Annotated in this window: 9 protein-coding genes; all 9 read right to left on the bottom strand. The window is 46.1% G+C overall.

What is annotated here, in order from left to right; genetic code table 11:
• Window positions 1-84: 84 nt before the first annotated feature.
• Window positions 85-1,287 carry a methionine adenosyltransferase gene (gene metK / locus GCU45_RS19005; RefSeq protein ID WP_076174616.1) on the bottom strand — a complete coding sequence of 401 codons (1,203 nt, stop codon included), beginning with the start codon at window positions 1,285-1,287 and terminating at the stop codon, window positions 85-87.
• Window positions 1,288-1,493: 206 nt separating this feature from the next.
• Window positions 1,494-1,766 carry an alpha/beta-type small acid-soluble spore protein gene (locus GCU45_RS19000; RefSeq protein ID WP_152399976.1) on the bottom strand — a complete coding sequence of 91 codons (273 nt, stop codon included), beginning with the start codon at window positions 1,764-1,766 and terminating at the stop codon, window positions 1,494-1,496.
• 113 nt (window positions 1,767-1,879) lie between these two features.
• The gene (locus tag GCU45_RS18995; RefSeq protein WP_152399975.1) at window positions 1,880-2,416 is read right to left on the bottom strand and encodes a hypothetical protein; all 537 of its coding nucleotides are present in this window, start codon (window positions 2,414-2,416) and stop codon (window positions 1,880-1,882) included.
• Window positions 2,417-2,544: 128 nt separating this feature from the next.
• The gene (locus GCU45_RS18990) at window positions 2,545-5,835 is read right to left on the bottom strand and encodes an immunoglobulin-like domain-containing protein (RefSeq protein WP_167527166.1); all 3,291 of its coding nucleotides are present in this window, start codon (window positions 5,833-5,835) and stop codon (window positions 2,545-2,547) included.
• A 455-nt stretch (window positions 5,836-6,290) separates the two neighbouring features.
• Window positions 6,291-6,632, bottom strand: a complete 342-nt coding sequence (locus GCU45_RS18985; protein WP_152399973.1) for a hypothetical protein — start codon at window positions 6,630-6,632, stop codon at window positions 6,291-6,293.
• A gap of 132 nt (window positions 6,633-6,764) precedes the next feature.
• Window positions 6,765-10,700, bottom strand: coding sequence for an S-layer homology domain-containing protein (locus tag GCU45_RS18980; protein ID WP_152399972.1), 3,936 nt, complete (start codon window positions 10,698-10,700; stop codon window positions 6,765-6,767).
• Between the two features lie 259 nt (window positions 10,701-10,959).
• Window positions 10,960-11,481: a stalk domain-containing protein gene (locus tag GCU45_RS18975; protein WP_105444848.1), complete on the bottom strand. Its 522-nt coding sequence runs from the start codon at window positions 11,479-11,481 to the stop codon at window positions 10,960-10,962.
• A 235-nt stretch (window positions 11,482-11,716) separates the two neighbouring features.
• Window positions 11,717-12,838, bottom strand: a complete 1,122-nt coding sequence (locus GCU45_RS18970; protein WP_116233481.1) for a glycosyltransferase family 4 protein — start codon at window positions 12,836-12,838, stop codon at window positions 11,717-11,719.
• Between the two features lie 113 nt (window positions 12,839-12,951).
• The gene (locus tag GCU45_RS18965) at window positions 12,952-13,716 is read right to left on the bottom strand and encodes a WecB/TagA/CpsF family glycosyltransferase (RefSeq protein WP_244364157.1); all 765 of its coding nucleotides are present in this window, start codon (window positions 13,714-13,716) and stop codon (window positions 12,952-12,954) included.
• Window positions 13,717-13,735 lie beyond the last annotated feature (19 nt).

The following is a 13,735-nucleotide window of genomic DNA, read 5'->3' as shown; positions in this document are numbered from 1 at the left end:
ATAGGTATGCAAAAAACCTCAGTCAGGCCGTTTAGCCAAACTGAGGTTTAAAAAAATTTCTTCTATTATAAGTAGTCGCTTCGATTACAGACCGGCTTGAGCACGCAGCTCTTCCGCTTTGTCCACGCGTTCCCAAGGCAGATCCACATCGGTACGGCCAAAGTGACCGTATGCTGCGGTTTGCTTGTAAATCGGACGGCGCAGATCCAGCATGCGGATGATGCCGGCTGGGCGCAGGTCAAAGTTGGCGCGAATCAGCTCGACGAGCTTCTCGTCGCTCACTTTACCCGTTCCGTACGTATCGACGTTGATCGATACCGGAGTCGCTACACCAATGGCGTAAGCCAATTGGATTTCGCATTTGTCAGCCAGTCCTGCAGCGACCAGGTTCTTCGCTACGTAACGCGCAGCGTATGCGGCGGAACGGTCCACTTTCGTCGGATCCTTACCGGAGAAGGCACCGCCGCCATGACGGGCATATCCACCGTACGTATCCACGATAATTTTACGTCCTGTCAAACCAGCGTCCCCTTGAGGTCCGCCAATGACAAAACGACCCGTAGGATTGATGTAATACTTTGTCTCGGCGTCAAGCAGTTCAGCAGGAACCACCGGCAGAATGACTTGCTCTTTCACGTCTTTCTGGATTTGCTCCAGCGTCACGTCTTCCGAGTGCTGCGTCGAAACGACGATCGTATCGACACGGACAGGCTTATCGTCCACATACTCGATCGTCACTTGCGTTTTACCGTCCGGACGCAGGTAGTCCAACGTACCGTTCTTGCGCACCTCAGCCAAGCGGCGGGCAATGCGGTGGGACAGCGCGATCGGAAGCGGCATCAGTTCTGGCGTCTCGTTGGTCGCAAAACCGAACATCAGACCTTGGTCGCCGGCACCGATGTTTTCAGTTTCCTTGTCGACCTGTGCTGGGTCACGGCTCTCCAGGGCAGCGTTAACGCCTTGAGCGATGTCGGCCGACTGCTCGTTGAGCGATGTCAACACGGCCATCGTATTGGAGTCGAAGCCATACTTGGCCCGAGTGTAGCCGATTTCTTTTACCGTATTTCGAACAATAGCGGGAATATCTACATATTCGGATTTCGTACTGATTTCACCGATGACGAGCACCAGGCCGGTCGCAACCGATACTTCGCACGCCACGCGGGCATTCGGATCATTTTCCAGAAAAGCGTCAAGAACCGCATCGGAGATCTGGTCGCAAATCTTGTCCGGATGTCCTTCCGTAACGGACTCGGATGTGAACAGATGACGTCCTTTTACAGACATTGTATCAACCTCCTATAAGGGTATTATAACAACGGCAGATAAGTTCTAAACAAAAAATGAACCTTTTCCGCAAAGGAAAAGGTTGTTCTACAATCCTCGTATGTCATATTAACGTATTTGTCAACCCATGTCAATCAACGCAGAGGGAACATGGGCCTCGAAAAAAGCTGCATGAGTGCTTCTCTGATCAGCGTTGAAATGGCTGGTTACAGCAGGTTTTGCTGCGCCAGACGAACAAGCCGTTTCGTCATTTCTCCGCCCACCGAACCGTTTTCCCGGGATGTCAGATGAGCCCCGTTCACACGGCCAAATCCAACGCCTCCAGCTTCACCCAGGTCGGATGCAAACTCAGTGTCCGCACTGCTAAATCCTGCAGATCCGTACGCTGCACCCAGCCCAAACTCAGCAGCGATTTCGTACTTCATTTGATTCAGCATATTCCGGCTTTCCGGTACCACTTTACGATTGCTTCTTGCCATGATGGATACACCTCCTGCAAATATGGTCTTGCAAGAGTAGTATTTGTCATCCGGCCGTCCCTAGACGTATAAATCATTGTTACTTCTGGCAAAAATAAGCTTATGTAGGGCGATTATTGGATCGAATAACCGCCACGAACCATAACCGTCAGGCTGGATTTCACGCCGTCTTGAACCATGATCCCGCGTCCGGCTCTCGGAAAGGACATCAGATGGTTGTTTCCGACTGCTTGTCCATTGGTTACGTCTTTGCCATCCGTAAGGTCAGCAACGCCATTGGAGTCAGCACTATAGATGACAGCATGTCCATTGCGGACGATAAACTCGGCACCCGCAGCGGCGATTAGCTTCTCGCCTGGTTTAACGGTGACGATGGTGACTTGGTCACTAGAAGACGCTGAATTATTATTCCCGGAATTGTTGTTTCCATTATCCGTTGGCGTTGTAGGTGCAGTTGGCGTCGTTGTTCCTCCGCCCAACGCTTTTTGGATCTGTTGGTCAACGTAGCTCTTCGTGACGACCGGATCATCAGCTGTGCCGGCTTGGCCTGTCACACCTGCGCCTTGCGCGGTGATGTCAAAGATGGAGCCAAGTGCTATGCCCGCGCCGAGAACGATCACGGTAAAGGTGATTTTCTTGATTGGTTTCATGAGGGACCTCCTGATTTTACTTCTATTAAATGATAGAGGAAGTAATTAAGGTATTCAATAGACTAATATAAAACAAAAAAAGAAAAGACTAGAGATGTGATCCCTAGTCTTTTCTGATAAATCACGAATTACTTAGCAGCTACTGTAACATCAGCAGTTCCAGTAGGTACTGTCACAACAAAATCTTTTGTTACAGAATCAGTACCTTTTTTGATTGTAGCCGTCAAAGTAACTGTTGTATCAGCAGCTTCTCTAGCTACAGTGTAGGTCTTAGAAACAACTGCGTTGCCAGCTTTCCAAGTAATAGTAGTTCCATTGTCACCAGTCTCAGGCAAAGTGATCGTTGGTGCTGCATCACCTGGGTTAGTAACGGCCAGCTTCAAGGTTTTTGCAGCTTCCGTAGCAGCAGTTATATCTGCAGTAGCTGGAAGCTCAACACTTTCACCTTTGAAATCAGCAATTGCATTACCAGCTGTATCTGTGATCAGATTTGCACCAGCAACACTTACACGATAAGACGTAGCATCAGTTCTAGTCGCTGCATCGTTAAGGTTAACCGTCACAGTTTTACCTTTTACAGTAACAGTGAAGTCACCATCTACAGCCTTCAATTCTTTGTTATCCGTATTACGGATAATTGTCAAAGCACCTACTGCAGAAGCATCAGAAGCTGCTTTCACATTTTCAGAGAACGGAATCACGAACGAATTGTCATCTACCTTCGCAAACTTAACATCCGTATTCACTTCAGGTTTTACACTGTCAGTGAAATTAGTTGTATTGTTTACCGGGATAGAACCAACACCAGCAACATTACCTGCAGTAGTTGTCAATTGGTTAAGATTAACCGTCAGGTCAAGATCAGAACCATCGGTAGCAAGATCAGAGCTAAAATGTACAGTTACAGTAGAAGTGCCGTCAACATCAATGCTTGATACTACAGGTTTACCTGCTGCATTTGTGATAGCATCTCTTGTGTAAGAGTAGATTCCAGCATTGAATTTGATTTTAACTGTTCTTTTATCAACCAATTCGACTTTGTCGCCCAAACCGACCACAGTATCTTTATCGAGGTTAATAGTTCCACCGTTGTTAGTGAATTCTTTAAGAACATTTCCGTTAGTGTCTTTCACTGCCAGAATACGCAATTGGGAAATGTTAGTATAACCTGCGGCACCAGTTCCTGTGGCAAGCTTCACGTATTTACCATTGATGCTGTCTGCAAAAGTAATCGCAACTGCAGAACCATCTTGCAACGGAGAAATATCAGCGATGCTGGATGTCAATGGCTGAATTTTGTCGTCGATTTGAACAAGATAGTTGGAGTAGTTGGTCAGAGTCTCAACGTCCATTTTCTTGTTAAATTTAACGACAACGCGGCGCTGTTGTGTATTAACAGTAGAAGAATCGATTGTTGGAGCATTTTTATCTGCCAAGCTTACTGTACCAGTGTAATCAAGCAGAGTATTTTGCAGTCTTGTGTCATCTTTAACATTTTGAATTGTCAATGTGTTGTTGCCAACAGACAAATCAGTGTAAAGACTTACATAAACTACTTTATGATCATTGTTATCGCGCTCTGCAGACTTAACAGTAATAGCTTTACCATCTTTGTCTTTCAGTGTGTAATTTGCGTTTTTCTCAGCACTTTCTTCATTAACAGCTTTAGAGAAAGTAACTTTGATAAGACGCGCGTTTTCAGCAGAAACGGTGCTTACTTCTGGACGTGTTTGATCGATTACTGGATTAACAACAACGGAAGTATCTTTAGCGATTTCGTTACCAGAGTAGTCTTTAACTCCTTCTACGAATACCGAAACTGCTCCAGTTGGGAGAGCACGGTCAGCACCAAAGTCAAATCTGAATTTGTTGTCAGCCAGTTGTTTCACGCTAACAGCAGTGATTTTACTGGAACCGGACTTCCAGTATACTTTGCTTGCAGATACAGTGTCTACGTCCACATCTTCAGAGAATGTAACTGTTACGCTTTCCAAAGTAGCAGTTGCTTCAGAAACTGTTGGAGCAGTAGTGTCTTCAGCTACAGTGAAGTCATGGGAAGATGCCAGGGAAACAAATCCAGCATAGTCTTTAACTCCGCTAACTGTTACTTTGTGATCGCCAACTGCAAGTGCAGTTGTGCTGAATGGCGTCAGAACAACTGTTCTGTCGTTGTTGCTTACAGTAACTTTACCAAAGAACTCTTTGCCATCAAGGCTGAAGTTGCTTTGTGTTACATTGTTTACAGGCTCACTGAATACTACTTTCAGAGATTTCGTTCCCAAAGATTTAACAGAGGAAACTTCTGGGAGCGAGTTGTCAACAACGGAGAACTCAACATTGCTTGCGCTGATTGTTTTGTCGCCAGCTTTTACATTGGAAACGGAAACAGCATCAGTTTTGTTGTTGTTCAATACGCTGCCGGCTTTCAGCAAGAGGGTTGCAGTAGTCTTGTCATCAGACAAGGAAACCGAGTCAACCAGTTTACCGGATCTCAAAGTGTAGTTTGCTGCATTTTCAGCAGTGTCTTTATCAACTTCACCGTCGAATTTAACCACTACTTCTTTGAGGTTCGTAGCGCTAGCGCCTTGAACTTTAGTTGCAGTCGTTACAGCCCAAGTCACTTTTGCAGTGTACTCGTTGCCAGCTGCGTCCTTGAATTTAACTTCAGTCTCTTTATTGGCTTCAAGCGGTTTGTCAAGTTTAACCTTTACTACTTCACCAGTAGAAAGTGTGAACTCAACGTTGCTTGGGTCAACGACTTTGTAAGTGAAAGTGATGTTAGCCGCTTGGTCGATTGCATATGCAGCTTCAACCAGTTGGGAACGGCTAGCGTTTGCTTTGAAGTTAGCATCTTTAGAGATAAGGCCTTTGTCGATTGCTGCTTGAACATATCCTTTAGCCCAGTCAGCTGCGTTGTTGCTTGGGTTTGCAGGAACTTCAAGTTTCAGCGCACGAGTCAGAACAGTCGCCATTTCTTGGATGGTTACTTTTCCGTTGTAGTTGAAGATTTTCTTCACGCTGTCTTGACCTTGCATGATACCAGCAGCAGTTACTGCTTCAATGTAAGGTACTGCCCAGTTCTTGGCGTCGTAACCTTTATCTTTGTAAGAAAGAGTTCCAGTTACTTCTTTCAGTCCAAGAAGCTTCGTGATGACTTTCGCGAACTCAGCGCGAGTCATTTCTTTTTCAAGATGAGCAGATCCGTCTGGGTAGCCGTTGAAGATCCCCTTAGCTGCCAGAGCGTCGAATTTTTGTTGCGGAGTTACTGCGGTATCACCGAATGCTACAGATGCAAACATGGAGAATGCCATTGCTGTAGACAGAGCGACTGTCAAAATTTTCTTCATAACCTTTTTTTCTCCTCCTTGAACATTCATCACATTAGAGTTTTCTTTAAATGGGTAGCTCGTGTTACTCATTAGCCAGTGCACCCCCTTTCCCGAGTTGAGCATGGTTCATATAAATGATGTCTGTGACGATATCACAGAAACTGGTAAACATATCAATTAAAAGCGGCAAAAAAAAGAGTAGATTCCTAATCCTACCTAAGTATTATACAATGGGCCCCACACAGCGTAAAGATAATTTTTCTAAAAAATAGACATCTTTCTTGCTTAGGGCAATGCTGGTTAAATACCCATCGTAATTGACTCTACATCTTAGACGCGCTGGTTTCTAAAAAGTTGCACCTTTTTTAAAAAAATTTCAAAATTGTTACCGAACCATAATAAAAGACGTCAGAAGCCCTGTTTGTCCAAGAAATATCTGGAAAACATTAACCTTTCCTCACTTGCTTGAAACAAGGAAAACAAAAAAACAAGGCGCCGATTGGCACCTTGTTGGACGATGTAAATGAGTCAAAGGTTACAAAATATTAACGGATTTTCATGGCAAGCTGAATGATCTGAGCGCGCATTTCCGGGCTTGTATTGAGGTTTTCGTACATTTGCTCGATCGGCTGCTTATTTTCGCGGTAGGTTTTGTCATGCTTAATTGTCGAATGAGACCATTCAATGAGTTCGTTCTCAGAAATGACCAGCTCGTTATATGCATCATGGAATCCGGTCTCCATTACGAGACCTTCCATTACTTCTTGCGTAATTTCTCTCGTTTTCCGAGTGGTTTCGATTTTCTTCTCCAAAATGTTAGCTTTATTCTCAAATTTAGTCTTCGCTTTCAAATAATCCAGCTGCGCCTTCGAATAGATCGGTTTCATAAGATTGCCTTCACCCTCTAAGATAAAATATCGTTCTACGCCATTGTATCCTAATTTCCGACAAATTACAAAGAGTTGAAATTGGAAAAAGATAGCCTCTACCCATAAATAAAGGGAAGAGGCTTATCCATACTAGCTTAGATTTTTAGGGAAAATGCTGGTGCTCTTCTTGAGCAACTCAACGGCAATCTTACCGGCTTCCGCACGCGTCATGCTGCTTTGCGGGTTGAAATTATAAGAAGGTTTTTTCTGGCCCGTAATCGTAATCGGCTGGCCGGCCATGATTTTAGCGCTCACGACGGCTGAAATACCAGGACGCGCATATATATCAATTTTTCCGGAATCCTGGAACTGCTTATCTAACGAAGCTTTAAGCTTTGCGTCGTTCGCAGGCATCTTCAGTTTCAGGGCACGTGCGACCATGACCGCTGCCTGTTCGCGGGTAATCGGTTCTTCGACACCAAAGTATCCCTCACCAATACCTGTGACAATACCGGCTCTGGAAGCCGTCTCGATGTATTTGAAATCCCATGTATCGGTCTTAGCCCCAGGCACAATATCGAAATAGGTCTGTACATTATTATCATAATTCAACGGAATATCGAGACCCTTAACCAGCAATGTAGCAAACTCACCACGAGTCGTCAGGTCATCAGCACCGAAGGCATCGGCTTGAACATTGGACATAATGCCTTTGGCATAAAGAGCATTCAGAATGTCTCTCGCCCATGGATGCTTCGTAATATCGCTGAATCCGCGGCTTTGCTTCATGACGACATAATAGCCCGAGTCATCAAAAGGAACGGTAATGGTGTGAGCCTTGGTGTTCACGGCTCCTCCGACATTCTCCCATTCTGCTTTATCCGTAAATCGGAATACGGTCACGGTTGTTCCTGCCGCATCCACCACGTCAGGGTTAAACGCAATGGTCAACGTTCCCCGCTGGGAAGGTACGATTTTTCTCTCTGGCTCAAGGATCGACAGATCTCTGAAGTTACCCTCAATAGAGTATGGCGCCAATCCATTTGTGGATGGCTTATAACCCGGCGTATCCGGGGATCCTGATTCCCCTAATCCGGCACTAATCCAATATACATTGGATACTCGTGTAAAGTTATACGTCTTGGCTGTAGAGTTGAAGAACTCCAGCAGGTCGACCGGCAGCTTGATCGTTTCCTGTCCATTCGGCGTTCTTTGGTCTTTGTTCAAGCCGATCACGTCTCCGTAATCGTTCTTTCTTTCCAGGACCCCGTCTTTCGGATCGGCAATGCCAAACAAATACTTATTGTCAGGATAGAACTTGGCCACTTCCCCTACGCCGACGTTCGCCGATTTCAGCACGGTTCCTTTCGGGAAGGAGAGCTCTAGGGCCTTATTGAATGCACTGTACTTGGTAGCCGGTTTTTCCGTCATGTATTGGGAGTCAACGGTCACGGCGCTGGTGTAATACACATCCACCGTTTGGGTGAGCGTCTGCGTGCCTCTTACAATTGAAATTTTGATCTTCGTGGATTTGTCCGGTTTCAGTCCCACATAATCATAGAAGAAACGGTCGTTCATATCCGATCTCTTAGTGGCTACACCTTTATCGACCAGAACTTGAGTGGCTCCTTCTGCCTCGATATCGAAACGCACAAAGTTCTTATTGACCACGATCTGGTCTCCAACCGTTGCTTTTGGCGACAAAATACGGAACGGTGCCACGACGCGTGTGATTTCAAGGCGTTGACTGGTACGCGCTCCTGTACTGTTAATCAGCTCCAGATTATAGACATGACTTCCTGGTGCATCAAACGGAATGTTTCGGATTCGAAGCAGGAACTTCCCATCAACAATGGCCAGATCATAGTCATAATCCTTGCCATTGTATTGGAACTTGTCTGTTTTAATCTCTGTGGTTCCCGTTGTCACTTTGGATAGGTCAATTTTTTGGTCCTGAGACGAGAAGAACTTTTGCGATCCAAGGTTTAGATTGATAATTTTCGTTCCGCCACCTTGAATCACCAAGTCGTACTTCAACTGACTTGTTTCATAAATATTGTCCTTATATTCGAAGAGCGGCGAACGTTCCAAAATCTTATCCAGCTTCGGATTGCTTGTCGTCTGCGCCAAGTTCAATTGGCTAAACGGTTCACGGTTTGCATCATCGGCAATGGAAGGCTGGAATGTCGTAATATTCGAAACGTTCGTATCTACGATATAAATTCGCAGTTCTTTTCGGACGACCCGTGTATTGCCCTTACCGTCCATTGAAGAACCTGTCAGAACGATCCGGTTCTCTCCATAATAAAGAGGACCTGACACATCAACCTTAAGATTTAAATCAAAGGTTTTGGTTGTGTTGTCAACTTTAAAAGACGGATTAAGCTTCAAATCGGTTCCCGTCAGGCCGTTGACGAACAGTTCGGCATTCGAGATGTTTTCAAAATCACGGTATTCACCTTTCAGACGAATCGTTGCTTCTCCCTTACTGGAGTCAATTTCAAATGTCTGACCGTCGTAGAGATTCTCTACATAAATATAGTTCTTCGTAGCATAAGCGATATTGACCGTATAATAAGCACTGGAGTCATTGAAATGGAATCTCACCTGCTGTTTGCCGTTTGAGAATCCTGTTACTTTGTATACAGCTTCGTTATCAGCAAGATCAGACGGTTGTGATCCCTGACTTACCTTACTTATATTTAGAGTTCCAACAGGAAGATACTCTGCATTTAATACTGGCTCAGGAGTAACTCCTTTTATTTTCTGATCAGCTTGAACAAGTACATAAAAAGTATCCGCCTCGAGTTCCGTTCCATCCAGCGGCAACACACTCGTATCGGCTAATTTATTACCTTCCTTATAGCCCTTCAGGTATTTCATGTTCAAAATACCAACTTCGCCCGGCAAATATTTGAAGATCAAGTCCGTAGTGGCATCGATCTTGTTGTCATAGGAAACGCCAAGCTTGATTTTTTGCGCTTGGACACCGGCAGCGAACGCCAGGGAGTTTACTTTAAACGTAACAAGACGATAAGCTGGAGTAACTCCGTCTGGTCCCGGAATAGCTGCTTCCTCTAAAACCGAGTAATCAGTTATTTTTTGGTTGTCAATGAGGACCGTACCGGCATCTTTAAAGGATTTACCCGTATCATCAAGAAGAACCCTTGCGGTTAGAGTGCCCGCAGGAGACCCGTTTTGGCCGTTATCAGTAACGGTTGGTGTGTTATTCAGCAGGTTGTAGTCCTTACCGTTATAGTTCATGTCCAAAGTAACAAACGGACTCTTCTTGTCGTAGTAATAAACCTCACGTGTAACGGAGACTGAGTCCGAGCCATTCTTGATCGCAATCGTCAGCGTGTTAAGACCCGTTTTCAGTTTCAACGCCGGGGAAAAGAACTTACCCGTTTGCGTTAAAGTTGATACCAGCGGCGTATCACTATTTACGGCTACGGTAACATCCGTTGCATTCTTTACATCACCTTGAAGGGTTACGGACTGCTTGTCCGAGACAACCTGTGTCCCTTCATTAAGATAAATTTCCCCGAGGCTGGATCCTAGCAGCTTCAGGTTTTGGACATAAGGTACTTGGTCAAACAAAACGTAGAACACGTCAGACCGTGTAATTCCGTTTTGCGAACCCGACAAGGTAATCTTGTTGAATCCAGGGAACAGAGATAAGTTTGTCGCCTTAAATTTTTGGGCAGAAGACGAAGAATCTTTCGTAATATTCCCGTCTTTAAAATGGGACGAATCCGTCACCCATTCAATTCCGCCACCCTGCAAAGTTTTGGAGCTTAGCTGCTCCACCTTTGCTTTGAGTGAATCCTCGGTAACATATGCGTATGTACCGGTTATGGTAAGGGTGGGACTGCTGGACACATACACATTACCCCTGCTAATTTGGTCATCGGAGACTTCAGTCGTTAATAACGATGTTTTCCGCAGATCTAGGTCATCCGGTATAAAATAGGTGGCCGGCTGCGAATCCGCTGCATGCGCAGGCTGAGTTAACCCTGCTGGAAACAATGAAACGATCAATGCTACGAGCATGATCCAGACATACGTCTTCTTAATGCGGTGCATAAATGTTTGATCTCTCCTTTTCGCCTAGCTTTTGTGAGATTTCCGGTAATCATGACTGGAAATTCCAATTAGTTCTCTTACTCTTTCTATCGGATACTTTCTTCCTATTTTTTAGGTGAAACTAGAAAAAAGTCCCCCCCTATGTTAAGCATCGTGTTGTTGTAATCGAAATAAAGAGAAAATAAAAAAATCCCAAACCCGGTGCACCTCAGTGCTTCCAGGCTTGGAATCCTTAAAATTACACAAGTATAAGTAATCTCTACATTAATCCAGCTTTTTTCAAGCTTTCTTTGCTCAGAACAAGGGAACCGTTTATTTTAGTGAAATAAATGACAGTTCCGTTAGTAGTCGTGGATGAGCCTCTTTCCTCGCGTTCTTTGAGATCCTGCGTGTTAAAGGAGGAAATAATTTCGTCTTTGCCGCGAACCAGGTTGTAAACATATGGTTTATTCTGATCCACTTCAACTTTGAAATTTGCTCCGCCAGCATAATCCCCAAGCGTAATCCAGCCCTCGGTTCCGTCTTTTGGAATAAATTTGATCGTTTTGCTTGCCGCTTCATACGTTGTGTTATAACCAAAGATAGATCCAGCGTCGCGCAGTTGAACATAAGTGTTCCCATTATAGGACAATTGGTTGGATGCCACCTGTTTCGGTATTCCATTCGCGATAATTTTATACTTCACAAGCGTAGCTTTCACTGTGCTCGAAGTGGCAGCCATAGCTACTGTAGAAGACCCGATGAGCATTCCAACCGTAAGACCAATAATCAATTTTTTCATATGTACCCTTCTCCCCTTTTAAATTACTTACACTCATGTTTATTACCCAGCTAGTTAGCATTTGACTAAACAAACTTTATTTATTTTTCAAATTATTGTCGATAGGCTGTTCATCCTGATTTTGGATAGGCAGGAAGACTTATGACTGCACCATAAGTAATAAAAAACGCCGTACCCCCAGGTGCGACGTTCCACTTAACAATATATATAATTGCATAACGCTTCTTATCTTACCCTAATTATGACGGTTCTCACTAACCTTCATCCGCAGCCTTGCGATCAGATTCAGGATCGGCCGCTTCGTCTTGCCGACGAGGCCGATGATCTCTGCGCCGATTTGCAGGAAGAACATCATGACGCAAATCACGACGAACGTGACCCAGTTCGCTTCATACATCGCCGCCGAGGACTGGATGACCGCCAGGACACCGAAGAACGCGGCGATACCGTACACGATCAGCACCGACTGGCGGTGGCTGAAGCCGATTTCGCGAAGGCAGTGATGCAGATGGCCCTTGTCCGGTGCGAAGATCGGTTTCTTCTGCACCCAGCGGCGGATGATCGCGAAGAACGTATCCGACAGCGGCACGCCGATGATGATCAGCGGGGTGATAAACGAGATGATCGCAATCTGCTTGAACCCAAGCAGGGAGAGCATCGCCAGACAGAAGCCCAGGAACAGCGATCCCGTGTCCCCCATGAAAATCTTGGCCGGGTGGAAATTGAAGTACAAGAATCCGACGATGGCGCCGAGAAGCAAGAGACACAGCATGGCGACCATCATGTTGCCCATCAGCAGGGACATCACAAGGATGGTGCCGATCGCGATGCCGGATACGCCGGCTGCCAGGCCGTCGAGACCGTCGATGAGGTTAATGGCGTTCGTTACGCCGATAATCCAAATGATGGTCAGCGGAATGGAAATCCAGTTTTCCAGCGAAGAATAGTTATCAGCAAAAGGAATATTTACAAAGTCCACTTTGATATCGAATCCGAACACGACCACGCACGCAGCGATGATCTGTCCGAGCAGCTTCACCTTGGCCGACAGTTCGAAGCGGTCGTCGAGCGCACCGATCAGCACGATCAGCGTTCCGCCCAGCAGGAATGCCTTAATAAAGTTGGAATCCCGCATCGAGAAATGATCGGCGACAAACGGAAGCACTGCGAACATGGCTAGTATAAAAGCAAGATATATGGCTAAACCGCCAAGCCGGGGCATAATTCGCGTATGCACTTTTCGGGCATTCGGTACGTCCACGGCTCCGATCTTCACCGCCAGCTTCTTGACAAGCGGCGTCAAGACCAGTGCCAGGATGAGCGACACGATACATCCGATGATGGCTAGCATTAACATGTGATTGTTCAACCCCCAATTGTTCTACCGGATTGAATTATACTCTGATCGAAAAATAAAACCAATCCCGTTTTTTCGCAAAATATCGGGTTATTCAAGACGATTTCATCTTTTTATCTGGGTTTTGTCAGGTTTTCTTTATCCCGCAGCACTTTCACTACGAATTTCGGCAGCGCAAGCATTCTTTTGGCTCGCGTCGGTTCCTTTAACAGGCGGTATAACCATTCCGCCCGCAGCTGCTGGAACAACTTGGGAGCCCGCTTGGACTTGCCGGAAATGACGTCGAAGCTTCCGCCGACGCCCATCATGACCGGTACGCCAAGCTGCTCTTTATACCGCGCGATCCACGGCTCCTGCGTATCCACGGCGCGTGCCACGAACAGAATGTCCGGCTCCGCTTCGCGGATTGCCGCGATCACATCGGCGTCCTGCTCTTGGGAAAAGTAGCCATCACGAAAGCCCGAGATTTGAACTCCCGGATACTGCAAATGTAACCGCTCCGCCGTCGCCTGAATCACTTCGGACGTCGAGCCGAGCAAATACACTTTCCAGTGATAGTCTTCTCCGACCTTCATCAATTCATGTAGGAGGTCAAAACCTGCAACGCGTTCCTTCACGGGCGATCCGGCCTTATCCGCCGCCCATACCACTCCCGTCCCGTCCGGGACGAGCAGATCGGCTCTGCTCATGACGTCCATGTAAGCAGGGTCCTGAAGGGCCGTCATCACCATAATGGGATTGGCGGTAATGATCTGATGCGGCCGGCGCTCACCCGACTGGATGAGTCCGGTTAAATATTGAACGGTATCGGTCATGCCCCATCGGCTCACCGGTATGCCGAAAATCGGCACCGTGGGCACTTGGCTTGGTTGGTTCACGCTATAATCACCTTATCCT

Origin of the sequence: Paenibacillus cellulositrophicus, assembly GCF_009363095.1 — a bacterium.
Taxonomy (GTDB): Bacteria; Bacillota; Bacilli; order Paenibacillales; family Paenibacillaceae; genus Paenibacillus_AQ; species Paenibacillus_AQ favisporus.
The sequence above is the reverse complement of the archived record's forward strand: the minus strand, read 5'-3'. Positions and strand labels throughout refer to the sequence as shown.